The organism is Nocardia amamiensis NBRC 102102 (assembly GCF_001612745.1).
Classification (GTDB): domain Bacteria; phylum Actinomycetota; class Actinomycetes; order Mycobacteriales; family Mycobacteriaceae; genus Nocardia; species Nocardia amamiensis.
This window is the reverse complement of sequence record NZ_BDBA01000179.1, coordinates 1-21,337: the sequence shown is the minus strand read 5'-3', so window position 1 is coordinate 21,337 and position 21,337 is coordinate 1. Positions and strand designations below refer to the sequence as shown.

At 65.4% G+C, this 21,337-nt stretch carries 21 protein-coding genes; 4 read left to right on the top strand and 17 right to left on the bottom strand.

Going from position 1 to position 21,337, the window contains the following annotated elements; translation table 11 throughout:
• From NA4_RS28490 to NA4_RS28465, 6 genes are all read right to left on the bottom strand, one after another.
• The coding region (locus NA4_RS28490) for a glycosyltransferase (protein WP_067476789.1) at nt 1–926 on the bottom strand (926 nt) is incomplete at its 3' end.
• A 127-nt stretch (nt 927–1,053) separates the two neighbouring features.
• On the bottom strand, nt 1,054–2,895 hold the full coding sequence (locus tag NA4_RS28485) for a putative bifunctional diguanylate cyclase/phosphodiesterase (protein WP_281180072.1): 1,842 nt from the start codon (nt 2,893–2,895) through the stop codon (nt 1,054–1,056).
• A 43-nt stretch (nt 2,896–2,938) separates the two neighbouring features.
• Nucleotides 2,939–5,068 carry an Rv1355c family protein gene (locus tag NA4_RS28480; RefSeq protein ID WP_067476768.1) on the bottom strand — a complete coding sequence of 710 codons (2,130 nt, stop codon included), beginning with the start codon at nt 5,066–5,068 and terminating at the stop codon, nt 2,939–2,941.
• Entirely contained in the window at nt 5,058–5,831 is a 774-nt protein-coding gene (locus tag NA4_RS28475; protein WP_174553006.1) for a hypothetical protein, read from the bottom strand. Before NA4_RS28475 ends, NA4_RS28480 begins: the two co-directional genes overlap by 11 nt.
• Nucleotides 5,832–6,080: 249 nt before the next feature.
• Nucleotides 6,081–6,515 (bottom strand): effector binding domain-containing protein, encoded by a 435-nt coding sequence (locus NA4_RS28470; protein WP_067476765.1) that lies wholly within the window; start codon nt 6,513–6,515, stop codon nt 6,081–6,083.
• Entirely contained in the window at nt 6,512–6,955 is a 444-nt protein-coding gene (locus NA4_RS28465; protein ID WP_067476762.1) for a GyrI-like domain-containing protein, read from the bottom strand. The genes NA4_RS28470 and NA4_RS28465 overlap by 4 nt, the downstream gene beginning before the upstream one ends.
• A gap of 219 nt (nt 6,956–7,174) precedes the next feature.
• Here NA4_RS28465 and NA4_RS28460 point away from each other — a divergent pair, with 219 nt between their 5' ends.
• A complete protein-coding gene (locus NA4_RS28460) occupies nt 7,175–7,933 on the top strand; it encodes a uracil-DNA glycosylase (protein ID WP_067476759.1) in 759 nt (252 codons plus the stop codon).
• 219 nt (nt 7,934–8,152) lie between these two features.
• Here NA4_RS28460 and NA4_RS28455 read toward each other — a convergent pair whose 3' ends face one another.
• The 6 genes from NA4_RS28455 to NA4_RS28430 all read right to left on the bottom strand — a co-directional run bounded on the left by NA4_RS28455 (nt 8,153) and on the right by NA4_RS28430 (nt 12,651).
• Nucleotides 8,153–8,386, bottom strand: a complete 234-nt coding sequence (locus NA4_RS28455) for a metallothionein (RefSeq protein ID WP_067476756.1) — start codon at nt 8,384–8,386, stop codon at nt 8,153–8,155.
• Nucleotides 8,387–8,531: 145 nt separating this feature from the next.
• A complete protein-coding gene (locus tag NA4_RS28450; RefSeq protein ID WP_067476753.1) occupies nt 8,532–8,717 on the bottom strand; it encodes a ferredoxin in 186 nt (61 codons plus the stop codon).
• Nucleotides 8,714–10,183 carry a cytochrome P450 gene (locus tag NA4_RS28445; protein ID WP_157129359.1) on the bottom strand — a complete coding sequence of 490 codons (1,470 nt, stop codon included), beginning with the start codon at nt 10,181–10,183 and terminating at the stop codon, nt 8,714–8,716. Before NA4_RS28445 ends, NA4_RS28450 begins: the two co-directional genes overlap by 4 nt.
• Before the next feature lie 46 nt (nt 10,184–10,229).
• The gene (locus tag NA4_RS28440) at nt 10,230–10,877 is read right to left on the bottom strand and encodes a TetR/AcrR family transcriptional regulator (RefSeq protein WP_084497508.1); all 648 of its coding nucleotides are present in this window, start codon (nt 10,875–10,877) and stop codon (nt 10,230–10,232) included.
• A 79-nt stretch (nt 10,878–10,956) separates the two neighbouring features.
• Complete coding sequence (locus NA4_RS28435) at nt 10,957–11,721, bottom strand: glucose 1-dehydrogenase (RefSeq protein WP_067476750.1); 765 nt, start codon at nt 11,719–11,721, stop codon at nt 10,957–10,959.
• A gap of 84 nt (nt 11,722–11,805) precedes the next feature.
• Nucleotides 11,806–12,651 carry a helix-turn-helix transcriptional regulator gene (locus NA4_RS28430; protein WP_067476747.1) on the bottom strand — a complete coding sequence of 282 codons (846 nt, stop codon included), beginning with the start codon at nt 12,649–12,651 and terminating at the stop codon, nt 11,806–11,808.
• 168 nt (nt 12,652–12,819) lie between these two features.
• On the opposite strand from NA4_RS28430, the gene NA4_RS28425 reads away from it, so the two are divergent.
• Together NA4_RS28425 and NA4_RS28420 are read left to right on the top strand one after the other, a co-directional pair.
• Nucleotides 12,820–13,959 carry a phage tail tip lysozyme gene (locus NA4_RS28425; RefSeq protein WP_067476744.1) on the top strand — a complete coding sequence of 380 codons (1,140 nt, stop codon included), beginning with the start codon at nt 12,820–12,822 and terminating at the stop codon, nt 13,957–13,959.
• 186 nt (nt 13,960–14,145) lie between these two features.
• Nucleotides 14,146–14,616, top strand: a complete 471-nt coding sequence (locus NA4_RS28420) for a nitroreductase/quinone reductase family protein (RefSeq protein WP_067476741.1) — start codon at nt 14,146–14,148, stop codon at nt 14,614–14,616.
• Between the two features lie 66 nt (nt 14,617–14,682).
• Here NA4_RS28420 and NA4_RS28415 read toward each other — a convergent pair whose 3' ends face one another.
• Entirely contained in the window at nt 14,683–16,266 is a 1,584-nt protein-coding gene (locus NA4_RS28415; RefSeq protein ID WP_067476777.1) for an ADP-ribosyltransferase domain-containing protein, read from the bottom strand.
• Between the two features lie 110 nt (nt 16,267–16,376).
• Between NA4_RS28415 and NA4_RS28410 the strand changes: the two genes are divergently transcribed.
• Nucleotides 16,377–17,054, top strand: coding sequence for a macro domain-containing protein (locus NA4_RS28410; RefSeq protein ID WP_067476739.1), 678 nt, complete (start codon nt 16,377–16,379; stop codon nt 17,052–17,054).
• Between the two features lie 498 nt (nt 17,055–17,552).
• Here the strand turns inward: NA4_RS28410 and NA4_RS28405 are convergent, their stop codons facing one another.
• From NA4_RS28405 to NA4_RS28395, 4 genes are all read right to left on the bottom strand, one after another.
• The gene (locus NA4_RS28405) at nt 17,553–18,137 is read right to left on the bottom strand and encodes an RloB family protein (protein ID WP_084497507.1); all 585 of its coding nucleotides are present in this window, start codon (nt 18,135–18,137) and stop codon (nt 17,553–17,555) included.
• Entirely contained in the window at nt 18,121–19,440 is a 1,320-nt protein-coding gene (locus NA4_RS28400; protein ID WP_157129358.1) for an AAA family ATPase, read from the bottom strand. The genes NA4_RS28405 and NA4_RS28400 overlap by 17 nt, the downstream gene beginning before the upstream one ends.
• A 318-nt stretch (nt 19,441–19,758) precedes the next feature.
• A complete protein-coding gene (locus NA4_RS40830) occupies nt 19,759–19,905 on the bottom strand; it encodes a hypothetical protein (RefSeq protein ID WP_157129357.1) in 147 nt (48 codons plus the stop codon).
• 11 nt (nt 19,906–19,916) lie between these two features.
• Nucleotides 19,917–20,579, bottom strand: coding sequence for an NUDIX hydrolase (locus tag NA4_RS28395; RefSeq protein ID WP_157129356.1), 663 nt, complete (start codon nt 20,577–20,579; stop codon nt 19,917–19,919).
• Nucleotides 20,580–21,337 lie beyond the last annotated feature (758 nt).

Below are 21,337 nucleotides of genomic sequence, written 5' to 3'. Positions count from 1 at the left end.
GCCACCACCGGCGTGCCCGCCGCGAGCGCCTCCAGCGCGGCGAGCCCGAACGTCTCGTGCGGGCCGGGCGCCAGCGAGACATCCGCGGTGGCAAGCAGTTTCGCGACCATCGCCCGGTCGGAGATGAAGCCGGTGAAATGCACGGCCGGCACCCCGCCGGGCAACTCGGGCAGCGCCCGTGCCCGCCGCTGCAACGCATCCCGCCGCGGACCGTCTCCCGCGACCACCAACCGGGCCTCGATGCCCGCTTCGCGCAGCGCGCCGACCGCCTCGATGCTGCGATCCACTCGCTTCTCCACCGACAACCGGCCGCAGTGCACCAGCAGCGGATGTCCCGGCACCCCGAGATCCGCGCGCAGCCCGCGGTCGCGCCGCCGGGGGCTGAACAATTCCAGATCCACCCCCAATGGGACCAGCTCCACGTTCGAAGCGCCGATCCGCAGGAACTCCTCGCGGGCGAATCGCGTCGTACACACGACCATGTCGTACTCGCCTGCGGTGTGCCGGTTGGCCACGTCGGCGCAGCGCCGCGCCACCGGACCGGGCAGCACCTGGCCGAGCAGCCGGTCGAGGCGCTCGTGCGAGATCATCACGCCGGTCACGTCGCGCCGCCGCGCCCAGCGGCCGAATCCGCGCAATGTCAGCCGATCGGAGACCTCCAGCACGTCGGGCCGCAACCCGGTCAGCACGTCGGCCACCCGGCGCGGGTCCGCCGCCCGGTAGCCACCGGTCCAGGGAATGGCCAAGGCGGGCAGCGTGATCCGCACGACCCCGGTGGGCAGGATCTCCTCCGACCGACGCGGACCAGGCACGATCAGCACCACCTCGTGTCCTGCGGCGGCATACCCCTCGCCCAGATGGTGCAGCGCGGTGCGCAGTCCACCCGAACGGGGGCCGTAGAAGTTCGCCAGCTGAACTATGCGCACGTCGCCGATCGTGCAGCGGATCTGGTTATCCGCGCCGAACGACACGTGAACAGCCGTGGAAGAACAGGCAAACCGGCCGATTCGACCCGAGCGGACAACCCCGGGCGTGCGGTCCGGCTGCCGCGATTCAGTGCGCGGGCAGCCCGCGACCGGCCCGGGGCAGATCGAGGTCGAGCGCGATCCGACCCGCCGAGAGATGGGATTCGACCTGTTCGGCCGGCATGGGCCGCGCGATAAGAAACCCCTGGGCGCGATAGCACCCGAGGCCGACCAGGGTGCGCGCGGCCACCGCGGTCTCGACGCCCTCGCCGACCACGCCCAGCCCGAAGGAACCGGCCAAACCGATAATGGATTTCACGATGGCCAGATCGTCGGTGCTGGCGCCGAGGCGCTGCACGAAGCCGCGATCGATCTTCACCGCGTCCACCGGCAGCGCTTTGAGATGCGACAGCGAGCTGTACCCGGTGCCGAAGTCGTCGATGGCGATCTGTACGCCCATCCGCTTCAGTCCACGCAAGGTGACCTGGGTCCTGGCCAGATCCTGCACCACGACGTGCTCGGTGATCTCGAGACACACCGAGCTTCCGTCGATGCCGAAGAGGCGCAGGATGTCTTCGATGCGCTCGACGAAATCGAGGCTGACCAATTGCACCGGCGACACGTTGATCCGCATCACGACATTCCCGGCCATTCCGCGGCGGCGCCACTCCGCGAACTGCGCACAGGCCGACCGGATCACCCAGCGCCCCAGCTCACCCGCCAGGTTGGTGGCCTCGGCCACGGTGACGAACGCGGCGGGCGGCAATAGCCCTCTGGTCGGATGCAACCAGCGCACCAGCGCCTCCAGCGCGACGATGCGGCCGGTGCGCAGGTCGACCTCCGGCTGATAGTGCAGCAGCAGCGAACCGTCCGATACCGCGCCGCGCAAATTGAGTTCCACATCGTCCTGGAGCTCGAATTGGGCGCGCATGGCGTCGGTGAACACCGCGACTCCGTTGCCACCGCCCGATTTCGCCGACAGCAGCGCGTGATCGGCGCGGCGCAGCACGTCCGCGACGGTGGTCTCACCGGGAATGCCGAGCGCGACCCCGACGCTGGCGCCCCGGCTGACGGACTCGCCGCCGACGGTGACGCGCCGGGCGATCAACTGCTGGATGCGGTTGGCCTCGTACTCCGCGGCCACCGCATCCATGGGTTTGGCGGGAACGATGACGAATTCGTCGCCGCCCAGCCGGGCGATCATGTCGTTCGGGTCCAGGTTTTCCCGCAACCGCGTCGACAGCGTACGAATGAAGTTGTCCCCGGCGGTGTGACCGAGGAAATCGTTGAGTGCTTTCAAGCGATCCAGGTCGAGGAAGAACGCGGCCACTGGGCCGGGGCTGCCGGCGCGTAGTCGTTCTTCCATGTGCTCGAGCAGAGCGCGTCGATTCGCCAGGCCGGTCAAATCGTCGTGCAATGCGATATATCGGAGCCGCTCCTCCGCGACGACCCGCGCCTGTAATTGCGCGAACAGCGCCGCGATGGCCTTCAGCACGTTGAGCTCGCGAGTGCTCCATTCTCGATCACCCGCTTTGACGAACCCGAGCGCGCCGGTGGGCTCGCCCCGGGACAGCAGCGGCACGGCGGCCGAGGTGACTCCCGCGATGCCGGAGGCCCGGCGGACGGTCTCCTGATAATCGGCGAACTGCGGGGTCGGACGCGCGACCAAGGGCTCGGTCGAGTTTTCCAGCGCGCGGAATACCGGGTCGGCGGTCTCGAAATAGATCACGCCGAGCGGGTCGGGGTCCGGGACGTTCTGCCGGTGCGGCCACTCCGCGACGAGCACGGTTGCTCGACGTTCGCGGTCGGTGTGCCGAACGTAGCTGAAGTCCACGTCGAAGTACTCGACCAGCTTCGCGAGCACACGCTCGGTCGCGGCGACCATGGTCGTGGCGTCCACACCCATGAGCTCAGAGGCGACCTGAGTCACCAATGAGTCGAGTGTCCGCCGTGGCACATTGTCTCCGATCGCGCTAACTACCGGCGTCGACGCCGAGCACCGGACGCCGCCGACTGCGTACGGTGGCGGCGGAGGCGTAGCTCAGGCGAAGCACCAACGCCATGGTCTCATGCTCGGGCACGTCCAGCAGGTTCAGGAAACGACGTTGAAGCGACGCTAGTGTATCCGCGAACTCGGGGGAAATCGCGGTAAGTTCGCCCGGGCGTCGGGCGTACAGGTATACCGGCGAAATCGGTTGCACACACATTCCGAGCCGTTCGGCCTGCACCCAAACCTGCGCCACCGCCGCGCCCGCCTCGGCATAGTCGCTCAACCCTGGGTCGGCGCCGTCGAATGTCACGGCCAAAATGGCGGAGCTGGATCGCACGCGGTCGGCGGTGTATTTCCCCAGAGCCGCGCCGCCGGACCAGGATCGCAGGTGTGCCATGACGTCGGCGCGCGACACGATCTCGAACGCCGCCCACTCGTCATCGGTGAGTTCGAGGCTGCGAGCATCGATCCCGGTGTCCGGATCGTCGTCCTGCCAGCGGACTTCGGCGAGCATTTCCTCGTATAACCGGGGCGTGAGATAGCGGATTCGATCGGAATCACCCAGCAAACGCGCAGCTTCTTCGATTTCCAGCCGACCCACCACGGCGCGCACACGCGCACCGGCCGATTCGGCGACCGCCGCAAGGGAATCCAGCACCCCGTCGGCCAGCGGGGCGCCGGTGCCGACCCGGCGATTGGTGGCGCGGCGCAGGACAGCCGGATAGTCGGCGGCGAGCTCCGGATTCCGTTCACCGCCGAGCCGCAGCCGCGCGGCGAGCTCGCCGGCGGCGCCCTCGCTGAACTCGTACGGGCCGAGGATGCCGTGCGCCGCTGCGGCGACCCGCGCGTTGTACAAGGCGGCGCCGAGCGCGACGGCGCTGCCGCGATAGCCGACGTCCATCGCCGAGCTGTACTCCGGAGCCAGCTCGATGTGGATGTCGCCCGGCCCGGCCCGCAGCGTCCACGGCTGCATGTTTCCCCCGGACGGCGCTCGCTGCGCGCAGGCGAGCACGCTGTCGACGGGTCCGGCGGCCGATTCCGGCGCGACGTCGGCCCAGATCGGTTCGCCGGTCGGCGGCGGGTCGGCCAGCTCGTCCAGATGCCGTTCCACATCCACCCGGACACGGCCGGAATCCAGCTTCATCCCCAGACCGATGCGCCGCACCGCGGCGACCACGCTCGCGGCCCCGAGGGTGACGTCGGCGCCCAACTGGGGCCAGCTGGTCACCGTCTCCCCGACTTCGACCATGCTCGCGCCCAGCCGCGGCGACAGCCCTGCGGCGCCGAGCAGCTTCACCACGAACGGCGCCTTCTCCCTCGGCGTCAGCCCGCGCAGATCCGCGGCGCGAATGTCGCCGAGTAGCCCGTGGAATGCCGGACGCTGGGATTCGAGATCGAAACGCTCGACATCCAGCAAACCACGGTCGCTGGTCTCCATGAGCAATGGAATGCCGTGCCGAGCCGCCGCTTCGCGGATCACCAGCTTCATATCGAGCGAATCACATTCCTCGACAACGACGTCCAGGCTGTCCAGAAAATCGTCCACCGAATTCTCGTCGACTCCGGCCGCGAAGATCTCCACCGGCAGATAGGGGTCGAGTTCGGCAATACGCCGCGCGGTCACCACCGCTTTGTTGACGCCGATGTCGAACAGGGTTCCGGGAACGCGGTTGAGATTGGACAACTCGATTTCGTCCAGATCGGCCAAACGCAGCCCGCCACAAATGCCTTCGAGTGCGAGCAGATGCGCGATCGCGTGTCCGGCGCTTTGCCCGATGATCCCGATCGTGTTCTCGGCCAGACGATCCTGTTCGGCTGTGGTGAGTTTGTTCCGATTGCGATCCAGCCGGATCGTCCGGAATGTCCGCCGGCCCGGCAGTCCGATCACCGCGGCGCGCCACGGGTAGTAGATCCACCGATCCGCCTCGGGACCCTCCGAGATATCCGGGGCAGCAACCATTTTGCCGAGCTCGGCGCGCAGCGACCGGCGCAGGTCGATGAATTCGATGCGCCGATCGTCGCGCAGCGTCGCGAGCGTTCGAGCGTCGTCCGGATCGGTGCCGTCCAGGATCAGTGGCCGGTGCGGCGCCACCCGGATGCGGTCACCACCCATGCCGGCGCCGATCCCCCGTGACCCGGACGCCCCCACACGGGCCATCGGGTGGCCGGGCAGCCGGGATGCCGAGCGACTCCTGCTCGACCTGGACCAGAGACCGCTGCGATTCCTCGGCGAATGCCGGGTAGGACCGGGTATCCCACCACAGCGGCACGGTCTGGTAGCGCTCGTCGGGATACGGAACCGCCGGGATCCCCTCGGCCGGTACCGCGCCGCACGACTGATGCCTGCCCACGGTGAACGACGCCACCGTGGCGAAACCGTAACGGGCGCCGAGCAGGCGCGCCGCGTGCAGCACCGTGCGCGAAATGGCCGCGCTCAGCTCGGCGCGGTGCGGCGCGTCACGGGCGACCCACGCGCCTTTGGCTTCGACGACACCCTCCGGTATTCGATCGGCAATCATCCGCTGCAGCTTGCCCGCCCCCGGGTGACCCGCCCACTCGACCAGCGCGTGCGCCTGCCGCGCCGCGGTGTACGGGCCCTGCATCCGCACGCCGGCGACCATCTCGCCCCCCGCGTCGAGCGCCGCGAAGAACAGCGACGTCGATCGGCCATCGGCGATCGTCTCGTATTCGAGCGCGTGTTCGACCCCGAAGCGCTGGTAAACCTCCAGCGCACCGCCCAGGTACCGGTGCCAGAGCTCCGGCTGAACGCTCGGTTCGGCGACTGAGAACGCACACTCGGACTGCGCGTCGTTATACCGGAAAACTCCCCGCCCAAGGGAGTTCGTCGGCACGACTGCAATCAGATCCACAGCCATGTTGTTCCTACTCCATCGCCGCGCTGTTACGCGCGATAGTCCAGCCTCATGCAGCACCCCACGGCCCATGAGCCGAGATGAAGTTGCACAGGGCAGTATCCGTCATCCGACAGGAATTGACCAGCCGTCCGGCTAATCTTCCGGAAACTCTGCGGTACATCTGGTGTTTCCGCAGTTCAGAGGCTATATAGTCAATATCGGAAATAACGGGGAGACCAGTCGGTTCTCGTATAGCTATCTTTCAGCAAGCTATACCAGGATGGAGATGAACAGTTCCACAGACTCCGGTCCGTGCCAGATCTCGATCTCTTCACGGTAGGCACGCGTGATCTCGGCCGACGCCGTCGCGTCGTCGACCTGCGCCCATGCGTCCTCCACCGGATCGTGATAGTCGCCGTTCGGCGCGAAACGCGCGTAGACACCTTTCGGCACGCGTACCAGGACGTCGCCGATCGGCACGGCAGCCGCGGAGGAGTATTCGAAGCACACCACAGCGTTGTAGTTCCCCGCCGGATCCGGCACGTACACCGTGTACATCGGGCGATCCTCGCCCGCACGGTCGCGCAGCCGGTCCTTGAGGAACTCGATCAGGTCGCTATTGCTGACCTTGAAACTCGGGCGCACCCGCGGGACAACCAACCCGCCGTAGATCGCCTCGGCGCGGACCACGATCGCATAGCTCATCGCGCCTCGACCGCCAGGTAGAGATCGATCTTGTAGGCGTGCGGATAACACTCGAAATCGCCGGTATAGGTCCGCTTGATCTGGTTGTGCTCTTCGGCGTAGGCGATCTGCGTCCACAGGTCCGTCATCACCTGCGGGAAGTTACCGACCGAAGAGAACCGCGCATAGGCGCCGCGCGGCAGGCGCGCCACCAGATGCCCGCGGGTGACGTCCTCGAAGGACGCGCACTGATAGCCGACGATCTGCGTGTTGTAGGTGCCGAGTTCTCCGCTGTAATCGGTGTAGGCGCTGGCCAGCGGCCCGCCGAGCTCCTGGTGCAGCACGGCCGCCCAGGCGGCCTCCAGGTCGCGGTCACGCAGTTCCCCGAGCGCACGCTTTGGGCTGCGCACCGGTAACCCGGCAACCCACGTCTCGTCCCGCTCGACGATTTCAAACTGCATGGAAGACTCTTTCGAATGAAGCCGGCGGTGAGCTACCCGCGTCCGGTCGGTCGGAACCGCCATGCTACCAACCCGGACCGGGTGGTACCGATCACATGTCCGGCTCGATATCCGCTCCGTCACGCCGCTGAACTGGACAGATGTCCGAGGACATCGCTCCGGGTGGGACGGATCGGCTATGAACAACCGATACCCGCGGCGCAATCGAATGGAGTTCTGATGAACAACAGCTCGATCTCCGGCCGCGTGTGCCGCAGCATCGCCGAACTCGACGCCGCGGTCGCGGACTGCTTCGCCTGCCCACGCCTGGTCGCCTGGCGCGAACTCGCGGCCGAGCAGAAGCGTCCCGCCTTTCGCGACCAAACCTACTGGGCGCGCGCGGTTCCCGGATTCGGGCCGGATGACGCTCGCATGCTGATCGTGGGACTCGCGCCCGCGGCACACGGCGGCAACCGGACCGGGCGCATGTTCACCGGCGACCGCAGCGGGGACGTGCTCTACGCCGCGCTGCACGCCGTGGGCTTGGCCAATCAACCGACGTCGACGAGCATCGATGACGGCCTGCGGCTGACCGGCGTGCGGATCACCGCGCCGGTGCACTGCGCACCGCCGGACAACAAGCCGACCCCGGCCGAACGAGATCGGTGCAGCCACTGGCTGGACACCGAAGTCCGCCTGCTGACCCCGACCTTGCGCTCGGTCGTAGTGCTCGGCGCGTTCGGCTGGCAGGCGCTGTTCCCGGTGCTGGCGCGGGCCGGTTGGGTCGTGCCACGTCCGCGACCGAAATTCGGCCACGGCGCGCACGTTGAGCTGGCCGCGACCGACGTGGAACAGACACCGCTGCAGGTGTTCGGCTGCTATCACGTCAGCCAGCAGAACACCTTCACCGGACGACTCACCCCGGCCATGCTGGAGGCGGTGCTCAGCGACGCGGCGGCGGCCGCGGGCATCGATCCGCGGCCCGTTCCGCGCAAGTGAACCTGCCTGGACAGGCGCTGTGATTCAGCCGCTCACGACTGCGCCTCGCTGACGCTCGGCTCCGTCGTGCGCGAGGGCGCACTGTGTCCTCGGTTCACTCGCTGACGCTCGCTCACGACTGCACCTCGCTGACGCTCGGCTCCGTCGTGCGCGAGGGCGCACTGTGTCCTCGGTTCACTCGCTGACGCTCGCTCACGACTGCACCTCGCTGACGCTCGCTCACACGTGATCGACCAGGGCTGGGTGGCCTGCCTCGTGAGCGCAGTGCGCACAGCAGAAGTACTGACCGCGCGCCTCGACGCCGTGCCCGAGGATTCGGCAGGAACAGTGCGTGCAGGTCGGGGCCATCGCGTTGATCGCGCATTCGAAGCTGTCGAAGATGGCGGATTCGCCGTCCCGCGTGATGGTGAACGTCTTGTCGTACTCGTTGCCGCAGGTGGCGCAGGTGGCCATGAGGTATCACCGGTCCTCTCGAGTCGATGGACAGCTCGTCGAGATTCGCGGTACCCGCCGGAGACGACGCAAAACGGAGAGCGCGGCGGACAGTCGCTTGGGATGTGGTCGATGAGTAAGCGGTAGCGCTCCCTGTCCGGGGACCTCAGGCGAGGCGTAGCGCTTGAACGGGGCAGCTGTCCACGACGAGCTCGAGCAGCTCGGACTCCGCGGCGACCGTGCCGGGGACCGGCGCGACAATCCCGTCGGCACCGACGCGGAAGAAGTCCGGCGCCAGCGCCTCGCACATGCCATGGCCCGCACAGACGGTGCGGTCGGCGATGATCCTCATCGGCCGATCCGCTCCAGCCGGATCGGCAGACCGTCGGCAGGCACCGGGCCGGTCCCAGCGACCAGCGGCACCCGGTAACCGTCCGGGACAGTCCAGCGGTATTGCAACAGCATTTGGTGCACAACGGCTTTCACGGTCATTCCGCCGAAGTAGAGGCCGATGCACTTGTGCGCGCCACCGCCGAAGGGCGCCCATGCGAAGCGATGGGATTTGTCCTCGCGGCGGTGGTCGGCGAAACGCTCCGGGTCGAACTCGTCGGCATCGTGCCAGTACTCCTCGGTCCGCATGATGGCGTAGGTGCCGCACAGGACGAGCGTCCCTTTCGGGAGGTAGTAGCCGAGGATGTCGGTGTCGGTGACCGTCTCGCGGATCTGCTGGGCCACCGGCGAATAGATCCGCAACGCCTCTTTGAAGGCGAGATCGAGCGAGGGCAACCGGTCCAGATCGTCGTAGCCGAGCGCGGGCTTGCCCAGCGCAACGGATTCGGCGCGCAAGCGCTGCTGCCATTCCGGATGTCTGCCGAGCTCGTAGACCAGCATGGACGCGGCGATGGTGCTGGTGTCGTGGGCGGCCATCATCACGAAGATCATGTGCTCGACCACCTCGGCGTCGGTGAAGGTCTCGCCGTCCTCGGTGCTGGCCCGGCACAGCACGCTGAACAGGTCGTTGCCGTCACCCGCCCGTTTGGCGGGCAACGCGCGGCGGAAGTGCTGTTCGAGCACCCGCCGTCCGCGCAAGCCGCGGGCCCACACCCCACCGGGGACGTCGGTCCGGATCAGCGCCGCCCCGCCGCGCACCGCGTCCTCGAAGGCACGCTCCAGCCGGGCGGCCTCCGCGCCGAGCTCGGCGCCCGCGAACACCTCGGTGGCCTGCTGGAGCAGCAGTTTCTTGATCGCGCGATAGACGCGGAAGTCCGGACCCGGCCGCCAGTCCGCGAGGCCGCGGGTGATCCGCGGCGTGGTCAGGTCGAGATAGCCGATCAATCGCGGCCGGGTGAACGCCTGCTGCATGATGCGCCGATGGAACAGGTGTTCGTCGAAATCGCGCAGCAGCAGTCCGCCGCGAAAGAACGGGCCGATCAGGAATTCCCAGCCGCGCTGGGCCGACAGCGCCTTGTTCCGGTCCAGCATCACCGCCTCCAGCCCCTCCGGACTGGCGATCCCGACCATGCGGCGTCCGAGCAAGCCGAACCATTGAATCGGCCCCAATTTCTCCGATCGCGTCCGCGCGAACTGGATCGGGTCGGCCAACGCCTGCAACGTGTAGCCGATTCCAGGCAAGCCGAAGTCGCCCGGCACCGGTTTCAGTCCGCTGCCCGGCGGAGGATCGGCCAGCGGCCGGACCGGTACCGGATAACGTTCGGCGAGCCGCGCAGCCGCCCGCTGCGCATGCCAGGCCCAGGTGGCGCGCGCTTGGCGGACCGTACCGGAAACCTCGTTGATCGATTGGGGCACAAGCAGACTCATGGCGGTCATCCCTTCGCGACACTGCGACGGTTCGACCATACTCGTCTCACCGAACGGCCGGATCCTCCCGCACCAGCTTCGTGATCAGTTGCGACATCAGCGGTTCCCGCAAATCCGGTAGGCCGCCGAAATCACCCGCGACGATTCGGTTGGTCGCCAGCGCGACGACCGCGCCGATCACCGCCTCGGCCACCACCCGCTGATTCGGCAGGTTCGCGCCGAGCGCCGCGGCGAACCCATCCACCAAACCGGACTGCGTCGCCAATCGCCGCTGTAGCACTGCCGTCCCCGCCGCGTACACCTCCACCAGGAAGACCTTGGCCACGTCGGGTTCCTGCGCGAGCGTCGAGAAGTACGCCTCCAGGGCACGGTCGATGCGTTCCAGCGCGGGACCGCCGGTCGTGAGCGCCGTCCCGATCCGGGTCATCACGATCTCCACGGCCATGTCGTAGGCGGCGAGAAAACAGGCTTCCTTGTTCGCGAAATGCTGATAGAACGTCATCCGCGAGACACCGGCACGCTCGAGCACGTCCGCGACGGTCACCGCGGCGTACCCTTTCCGCGCCGCGGCCTCGATCATCCCCACCAGCATGCGAGCCCGCTGCGCGGCCACCACTTCGTCCGGCGCGATCCCATGGTTGCCGCCGTGCAGTTTCCCGCCCGCCTGCGCCTTCAGCAACGATCCTCGCTCCACGTTCCGATGCTAAGCACTCGCGCGTCCGGCTGTGGCGGTAAATCGCATGGTGAAAGGCGGGCGGGTAGGAAACGCGGGATTACAGCATGCCTGCCGGGATGGCGGAGATCAGGCCGCCGTCGATGAGCAGATCCTGTCCGTTGACGTAGGACGCTTCATCGGAGGCGAGGAACGCGACCGCGGCGGCTATCTCGCCGGGCTCGCCGACGCGGCCTGCCGCGACCCCGCTGCCCATGGCAGCCTTGGCCTCGGCCGAGATCTCGGCCCGGAACGCCGGCGTGTCGACGTAGCCGGGGCTCACCGAGTTGACCCGGATCCTCCTGGGCGCGAGTTCGGCCGCGAGGGTCCGGGTCAGGTTGTGCACCGCCGCCTTGGTCGCCGAGTAGAGAGCGGCGGAGGGCATCCCGCGGTACAGCCCGAACGACGAGTTGATCACGATCGCGGCCTGATCGGACAGCAGCGGCAGCGTCTTCTGGATAGTGAAGAACGCTGCTTTGAAGTTGATGTCCACGACTCGGTAGAACTCCGCCTCGGTGACCGTTTCGATGCGCTGGAACGCGCCGATCCCCGCGTTGGCGAACACCACGTCCAGCCGCCCATACCGGTCGTGAACGGCTGCTGCCAGCTTGTCGAGATCGGCGAGACTTGCCGCGTCACCGGGGATGCCGAGTGCCAGGTCGCCGAGCTCAGCGACTGCGGCATCGAGCCGGGTCTTGTCACGTCCGGTGATGATGACCTGCGCGCCTTCGGCGAGCAACCGGTGCGCGGCGGCCAGACCCATGCCGCTGGAACCTCCGGTGATCAGTGCGATCTTGCCGTCGAATCGGAAGCTGTTGTGCGTCATGGCCCCAGCGTGCCAATCCCTGCGGCGGGCAAACAGTGCGGAGTTATCGTGGGTTCGGCACCACCATGTTCGGCCACGCCCCGGTCAGGCGGGAGCGGCGAGACGGACGTGCTGCAGTCGTTCGAGTCGAGCCGCGGTGTCGGTACCGGGTCGCGGGTTGGACAGCACGATATGCCAGCAGGGATGGTCGGCGACGATCAAGGTCGTCGCGTCGAAGAACAACTCACCGGCCTCGGGATGGCGCAGGGCGTTCACCGCCTGGATCGGGACGCCGACTTCGTGGCGCGCCCACAGCTGCGCGAATTCGGCGCTTGCCGCGCTGAGGTCGTCCACCACCCGGCGGAACTCGGGGTGATCGGCGCAGTGCGCCGTATCGGCACGATAGGCGGCCACGACTGCGGGAGCCGCCGCCGCCCAAACATCGCGCATGGCGCGGTATCGGGGGTTGGTGAAGAACGTGGCCAAGCAGTTGTGTGCGGCATCGCCGAGCCCGAACACCGTCCGCGCAGTATCGTTGAACGCCAGCACATTCCAGTACCGGTCGCGCAGAACCGCAGGTCGTGGCTCCCACCCCGCGAGCAGTTGCCGCACTTCGGGAGTTACCTCGGCAGCGGGCGCCCCACCAGCGGGCGGCGGGTTGAGACCCGCCAGCAGATACAGGTGCACCCGTTCCGGCTCACTCAACAGCAGGGCCCCGGCGACCGCATCGAGCACCTCGGCCGAGACCGTGATGTCCCGCCCCTGCTCGAGCCACGTGTACCAGGACACCCCGACACCGGCCAGCGCGGCGACCTCTTCGCGCCGCAGCCCAGGAGTCCGTCGCCGCCCCGCCGCGACGAGACCGACATCGCCAGGGGTGAGCCGCGCCCGGCGAGAGCGCAGGAAGTCACGAAGCTGCTCCCGGCGCCGATGCGTGAGTTCGCTGGTCATGATTCACGGTAACAACGACGACACGCAGAGCTCCACGTCGACAGCTGGCTGGTCCTCGGGATCCGAACAACCTATGGCATGTGGCTCGCATCTCGGCAGGCGTTCCCAGACCCGGGAACATTCGATAATCGACGTGTTGCGATCTGCCCAGGCGAGAGCGAGGCGCCGATGAGCCCCGACGGCACCAAGCGGATGGGGGATTTGCACGAGCTTCCGGCCTGTGCACCGGCGGGATTGAAAGCTCTGTTCACCGCGGCCGAGGGAATTATTCAAACTCAGATCAAGCTGCTGGGGTCGGGCGCACCCTCCAAGGCTCCCGATCTGCGTCAACTGCTGCGCGATCAGGGAATCGCGAAACCCGAGGACCAGTCGACGTTGGTCGACAAATACGGCGACAACGAAGACGAGGTGCGGAATGCCATGTCGGGCATCAGCCGGTCGGACGATGGCATCGTCGTGAAAACCGCTGGGATCGGCGAGGTCGTGACGAAGGCCTACGGTGCGATCGACACTTCGGTGGGGCAACTCAACGGGAAGATCGATGCCGCCCACAAACAGGTGCGAACCAAGACCGACAGCGAAGGCAACCCAGTGCGGGATGCGCACGGAAACGTCCAGCAGGAACTGCCGAAAGAAATTATCAACGGCCTGTTCACAGGTGTCTGGGATACGTTGAACACGACATTCAACCAGGTCAGGGGCGTCTCGGACCGGGCAGCGGCGGAGGCGCTCGATATCGGCGGCGACGAGCCGAGCTTCAACTCCAAAACCGGCGGCACTCCGCCGGTACCACCTCCCACTTCGGGGTACAACGGAAACACCCCGTGGACACCCGAATCGATGGGCACCGCCATAATTCCCAGCGAGGACAAGCCCACCGCGATGGCAATGATGGAATACCTCATCAAGCAACACCACTTCACCCCCGCGCAGGCAGCGGGAATCGTCGCCAACGCGAAGTTCGAGTCAGGTTTCCGGGTCGATGCCACAGGTGACAACGGAACGGCCAAAGGCATCTTCCAGTGGCGTTTCGACCGAGAAGCGGGGCTCAGGACGTTCGCGAGCAGGCCAGGCGAGAGTCTCGGCGACTGGAGAACCCACGTCGATTACATGGTTCAGGAATTGCGCGGCGGGAACTATCAGCGCGCCGACAGCCTTATCAGCTCGAACCGCAACGACCCCCGTGCGGTGGCGGCGGCCTTCGACGAGCACTACGAGCGAAGCTCCGGATCCACGATCAACGATCGGCGTGACTATGCAGCCGGGCTTCTGAAGGAGTGGAACGATTCCCAGAATGTCGCCGTCTGAAGTCGGGTGGGTAAGCGCGCATTCCTAGCTGTTGCGCGCCCGTGCGCTCACATATCGTCGGCTGCGGCAAGCCACCGTGATCTCGGCCCTGGACTTTCCGGGCCGCAGTCCCGATGCTGTCAGAGACAGAGAAAACTCGCCGGACAGCCTCGCGCGATCACCGGCCGAGCGAGAAGAGGACGCGTCGTGCCACGCGAATCCGCCCGCAAGCCATTCCTCCCGCCGCGATGGGTGATCCTCCTTGCCTGGTACACACACCGAGCCCTGTATCGGGTCACCCGCGGCCGTGCCGGGTTGTGGCGCCCCAAAGACAGCACCCATTGGGGAACGATGCGTCTCACCGTCACCGGTCGCCGCACCGGCCGCCCGCGCAGCGTCATGCTCGGCTACTTCGAGGACGGCTCGAACCTCGTCACGCTCGCGATGAACGGCTGGGGCGAAGGGGAACCCGCCTGGTGGCTCAACCTCCAGACACACCCCGATGGAGTCGTCGATCTGAAAGGCGGAACTCGGCCGGTGCGTGGACGCTCCGCAGAGGGAGAGGAGCGCGCACGGCTGTGGGACAGGTGGCGTGAGATCGACCGCGACCTCGACGCCTACGCCACGCGTCGATCGTCACCGACCGCCGTAGTGGTCCTCGAGCCGCGACCCGAATAGCGCTGACCTGGCACGCGAGTTGCACCGCCCGGCATGCTCATCCGACCACTTGATGCAGCTCGACGCTCAGGACACGAGGGGTTGTTCGACCGATTCGGTCAACTTCACGATGCACAACCCGCCACGCTCGGCCTTGACGTCGGTCACCTCGAGCTGTGTGCCCGGCAGGAGGATGAATTCCTCTTCACCGGTGAACGCGGAGAAATCCCGGATGCCCACGGCCCGGGCGGGGAGCACTTCGAAGAGCGTTCGCTTGCCGCGACTACCGAGGAAGGCCCGTGCGACGCTCGGCTCGGATGTGCAGGACGAGACTCCCCACCAGGTCACGGTCCGTCCTCGCGGGTACTGCGCGCGCAGGTCCAGCGATACCCCGCGCCACAACGGCTCGCTGCGGGCGGGAAGCTCTGACACCGCCGAGAACAGCAGCCGCAGGTACGGGAGGTACGGGATGAGCTTCGTCCGGTCCGGGGCGCGCAGAACGGCGTTGATCTCCCGATAGAACGCGGACTCGCAGGTGTAAAGGTGGAGCGCGGCAATCGCGTCGGCGGATAGATTCCCGGTAGTCCGGTCTGCAAGCCTCTTGCCGAACTCGTGCGACCGCGCGGCGTACCAGTCGAGGCCGGACAGCAGCTTGGCGACCGGGGCGATGGCGTCGTGGAAGTCCATGAGCGGGGTGTCGAATACGCCGGTGATCGCGGGGAGGACGAGCCCCTCGTCCTTGACGCTCGCGAGCCGTTCGAGGTACAGCTGGTGCAGCTCCATGGTGGACGCGATGAACGCGCCCATGCGTTCGGCAGTGTCGTTGTCCGTTCCGCCGGCTTCCTCCGCAAGCGTGTTCCACCCAGTGCTCGGCAACCAGTCGATCTCATCGGCGCCCACCGCTGCGAGGGCCGCGTTCACTGTTGCGAAATGGTCACCGTCGCAGAAGATGTCGCCTTGTGCTGCGGGGTTGGCATGGTCTACATGCCGGACTTCCACCGCGGGATATTTCTTCTGGAGTTGCAGGACAACATTTTTCAAACTGCGCGCGTGCGCACCCCACCACGCGAAGACGACGCCACGGTCGGCCTCGTCGGCGTTCTGCTTGGCCCTGAGGATCTCTTCGACGATCCGCTCGGCAACGGGACGCCAGAACGCAGTGTGCTGGTCTGTTCCCATCGCCCCGTCGCTACTGGCGGTGAGCGCAGCGTTCAGCAGCAGCACACCCTGGGTGAGCATCGCCTGGAACCATTCCGGTGGCTGGACGGTACCCTGCTCGCGTAACAGGGCACGAATGTCGGCGATCGGGGTCTTCTTGGGTATGCCGTACTTCCACATCGCCGCTGCTTTGATGATGCAGCGAACGCTGACGACCCGTCCGAACTTGCTATCTTTCCAGTCGTGGAAGGTGTTGTCGAACATGGCGATGCCGGTGGCGCTCTCCGGGCGCGGGTACGGGTTCTGGCCGAAGACGACGACCTTCCACTTGTGCGGCGGGTTGGGCTTGAGCGCCTGGAAGGTCAGTTCCCGAACGGGGACGACATGCGGGCCACGGCTCGGGCCCATGAACCAAGCCGCGTCCGGCTGTGCCTCGATGACCGGCTTCAGCAGTGGAAGCCACGGTTCACCGCCGCCTTTGAACAATTCAGTCAGGGCCAGCGGATCATTCATGCTCACCACCGGCACTATATGACATGAAATTTCCTCTGGCAGAGGGCATGTCAGTGGGGCGCGGTAGCGTCACGAACGCTGGGAGGACCGCATCTCGATTGGAGTGGATCATGAGCATGAACCGTGTGCAGGCGCCGCTGAAAGTGGTGTTGACCGACATCAACCCGCAGGTTGTGGAGGCGTGGCGGGCGGCGTTCGCCGACAACCCCGAGATCGAGATCCGCAGGGGCTCAATCCTTGACGAATATGTCGATGCCTGGGTCACCCCGACCAACTCCCGTGGCCTGATGGACGGAGGAGTCGACGCGGTCATCAAGCGGCACCTCGGGGCCGGCATCCAACTGCGAGTGCAGCGGGCGATCCGTGATCAGTTCGCCGGAAGACTTCCGGTCGGAAGCGCGGTGTGCGTTCCGTCCGGGGCAACCAACCCCAAGTTCCTGATCTCGACGCCGACAAAGGAAACATCCGTACAGAACGTCAGCGACACTCTGAATGTGGCCCTGGCGTGTGCCGCCGGATTCCAGGCGATCCACCGGCAGAACAACGAGGCGCCAGGCAGCATCAAGTCGGTGGCGCTGGTCGGCATGGGCGCCCAAACCGGCAGCGTGCCCGCCCGCGTCTGCGCCAACCTGATGTGGACGGGCTACACGTTGTTCAACGACTACTCGTTCGACGACTACGACGAACTGCGCGGCACCATCATCGCCCAACTCGACGACATCGAGAATGCGCCGAACGACCGCCGGGTACGCATCGTGCGACCCAAACGCGCCGTAACCGATCGCTGAGAACACCGTGACCCGCGCCGAGCTGCGTGCCGCACTGGCGACGGTCGACGATCTGGTCCCGCCGTCGACGCCGAGCCGGACAGCCGGCGGTTCGAGGAACTGGTCGGCCGGTGAACACGGTCCGGCTCTTCCTGCCAGCGTTGATGCGGACGGTCGAGTTTGGTGCGACGGGCGGCCGGTGCTGACCGCGATGCACACCCTCGCTGAACTGCTCACCGCCCGCAGCCCCGCGGCGTTCCCGCCGACCGGCTCGATGCTCGCCGCATCGATCACGACCTGGTCGGCAGCGGATTGTCGCGGCGGGATATCCGGCCGACCGGCCGGAGGAGACAGTCGCCCGGGCCGCGTACACCCTGTGCGTGCTCGAACAATTCCACCGGAATCTGAAACACCGCAACGTCTTCGCCGAGCTGGCGTCGCACTGACGTCTGGAGGCCGGAGATGCAGCTCGAATGCTGGTCACGGTAGCCACGCGAGAACGACCCGAATCTTCGGCCGCTACTCCTCTGGAGGATCAGCGGTCATAAGCTCAACGAGCCTCCACACGCCCGTCGATGGATTCGTGCGGCACTCATCTCCATTGTCCACACACCGCGACTTCGCTCGTTGCATAGCTTCCTCGACTCCCATGACGTAGTCCGCGAAACGGAGGGCTGACTTGTCGTAGGATGGGAGATGCTTTTTGAGACGTTTCTCCACATCTCGGTAGCACATGAGGACGGCGTCGCAGTTCTCGAAATGAAGCAGTAGCCAGTACTCGAAACACGGATTCGACACTGCTAGATCAATCTTCGCCGCTCGCGCTATTCGGCTTGCGTCGGTGTAGTCGAACTCATCGACGTCGAGAACGCACCAGACCTGGTCGTAATCGGTGCGGTTCCTTGCTGCGAAAGTAACAACGCGCTTGGGGTCTTCGGGGCGCACGGCGACCGTTGACTTGGTCGCCGGATTGCGCACATGCCGACGGAGACCATGAAAGTAAGCGGGCTCGGTCACTTCTCCGCCGCAGACGATCAGAATCAGCGTCGCCGGATTCCGGAACGGCGGCCGTCGCCGTCGGGTGTTCTCACGCCGTGTCGGCATGCCGCAACACCTCGGCGAAGTCGTGGAAGTCGATGTGCGGGACTGCCCCGTAACTTCCTCCCAGATATCTGCGTTCGAGATTGTGCTCGCTGCGTGGCTTGTAATCAGTCAGCGGGTACAGGGTGCTGGAACCGTCTCCGCTCTTCTCGACGAACCAAACCTGGTCCCTGCGCAGCAGTCCCTCGGGACGAACGACAGTGCCGAGAAGGCTGGAATCGTGTGTCGTCAGGATCAGCTGCGCGCCATGAGGATTGGTCTCATCTGACTGAAACATCTCGATCAGGGCAGCGGTGAGCAGTGGGTGGAGACTGGTATCGATCTCATCGATCACCATGACCTGGCCATGATCGAGGGCATCCAATATTCCAGGAAGGATCTCGAGCCAGGCGATTGTGCCCGCGGACTCCTGCTCCAAAGGCAGTGCAACTCCCTCGCTGCCATGATGGATGAATACCACCGGGGGCATTCCGGGAGATCTATCCCCAGGCGCAGCGTGGTCGACCGTAGACCCCTCGGATGCCGCGGTTGCTACCTCGTCAACCGGCATGTCACTTCTCAGGCCAGTCATCTCGAGCCAATGTTGGGTCGGGCCAGGATCGGTCAGAGGAGCAGGAACAACGGGAGTATCGATCTCGGCGATTCCGAAGTCGGCCACTTGCACCAACTCCACCAGTCGCGCCCCCTCCGCCGCCGAAGCACGGAGCAGAGCTCGACGAAGGCGGCGAGCGATCACGCCAGGCGAAACACGTCGCCCGTCGGACAGGATCAGGGTCTCACGGAACCACCGATGTACCGGCTGGAACATATCCGGCCTGGCCTGGGCGACAGCGCTCAGGAAAAGAGCGTTGGGGCGTGTGAGCTCCTGAATAATCTTGAGCTGGGTGCGATGTTCGGACATCGTCGAGCCGAGGCTGTACTCGTCCCTGGTGCGTTGGAATAGGACTCGCCTGCGCTTCTCAGGGTAACTGAAAAGCCACTCCTCGAGTACTCGCTCGTTATCCACCGAGAACCCGTACGTCCAGATGATATCGTCCGCCAGGATCTCGACGACATATGTCGAGGCGACGGAAAATATGTGGCTTGTACGGAACCTGTATGGGTCTCGGGGGACCCCCGCGAACGGTTCCCACTGAGAAAAGGACCGAGTTACTGCCCGCTGCATGAAACGCAGGCCATCCAGCAGGTTGGACTTGCCCGAGGCGTTCGCGCCGTACACCGCTACGACCGGAACAGCGGGTCGATCATCGGCTGCCGGCATCAACAGCAGCTCGTTCTCGTCTGCAAAGGATCGATGGTTGCCCATCCTGAAGCTCCGGAGCACCTGCCACCCCCTATGGTCAAGTTGAAGGGCCTTTCTAACAGCATACCTGCGAAATCGGCCCCGAAGCACCCTGAACTCGCCTTCTAGAACATCCCTCGGTCGACGAAGGCCCGCTTCTGGTGGACCTGGGCCTTCTCTGTGGACCTACGGGGAACTTACTCCAACCGGTAGACCGCGGCGACGCCTTCGCTGGCCTGGACAAACGCATCGTGTAGATCAGGAGCCGCCGACCGCACCCAGCGGCATCCAGGACCGTCGAGCCACGCAAACCCCGGCGTGTCGATCAACAGATCGCCGACATCAGCCATCACAGGTCAGGGCCAGGACGACTCCGGCGCGGTAGGTGATGGCCAACTTGTCGAACCGCGTGGCCAGCGCGCGCCAGTGCTCGGCCCGGTTGAAGGCCTTATTCGACGGCAGCCGTGGGTGGAGCCGAACTGATGTCATGCCGTTATAGATCAGGATTCCGGCCAAAGATACTTTCGCACAAGCTCGTCTCGCAGTTCCGGGGGCACAACGCCTCTATCAGGTGACCCAGCAACAAGTTTCAGTCCTCCTTCAGCCTTGATGGCTCTGGCTATTGGGCCGACATCACCCGCACGCTCAACGTGAGCGAAGATCATTGCGGCTGCGGACTGCTTCGTCCATGGACGATCAGTCAGGGCCTTGGCGAGCTGACGAACATTGTCGATGGAAACAAGAGCCTTGTCCGACCACTCCCAGTGATCGCGGGCTTTCAATACGGCCACATCGATACTCTCCTGAAATCCTTCAGCTGTGCAATTCAAATGGCCGCGCATGAGCACGCCAATATTGGCAAATTCGGGTGTGGCAACTAATGCCGTAAGAGCCAGATCAGCGATCAGGCGAGACGAAAGCCCCAACTCTTCTTTGACGCCCCGAATGGCAGTTTTAAATATGTCGGGCCTCCCTTCCGTGTCCAGGTCGATCGGAAGTTGCACCGACTCGCCACTCGATACTTGCCAGCATTCGGTGAGTAGTGCCATCTGCTTAGATCTCTTGAAGATGGGCACATATCCATCAGATGTAATGAGGACGAGCTCCAGACCAACCATGTTGCTCATTCGCGTGCGTTCGAGACCGCTGCGGCCGATCAGCAACGGCGCCTCCTCGGAGGTGAACGGGCCGAGGATCGGGACGCTGCGCCCCCTGACTGCTCATGTCCTCAGTATGCGCGTCTGACCGGCTGGATGTGAGTGCTTTAGTCTTCGCCAGGTGCGGCAGCGACAATCGGCTCGAACGGGACGACCCAGTACTCCTCGAACGGGCTGCGGAAGCACAGTCAGGTTGCGCCAGCGAGCGGAACACATTGGAAGCAAATAAGCGGTCGACGCCGTCCTTTACGCGACATTTCGCGACGAGGCCCTTCACTCGGTTCGGGTCACGCTTTGCAAGACCGCATTGATCGAGTCAGCTCCTATTTGCCTCCCTCTTCACCCGCCTCACCCAGCCGCCGATATTTCACTGGCTGCGCTTAGAACCCGTTTAGGCGACGACCATTTGCTCGTCACTCATCCGCACTGAACAGGGCGAACACTCAAATTCCCCCGACAGTCCTGAGTGGGGTATTCGTGCAGCATGTTATACAGACAAATACCCACGTGAACACGATTGCGTCAACACCAATCTGTAGGTAGAAGGGCGCTACCTACAGAAGCCTGTAGGTAGCGCCTATTTCACCCCGGCAGGGCGCGAGAGATGCTCTTCTTGGCTTCCATTCCGGAATGCCACCCGCCAACTCAGGGAGAAACTCTCGTGGAGATCGTCATCATCGTCTGGATTTTTTGCACGCTCACGTACATGATCGTCAGCCGGAACTCGGACTGAGGTCACAGGGGCGGGGGTGGGGGGGTCCGGG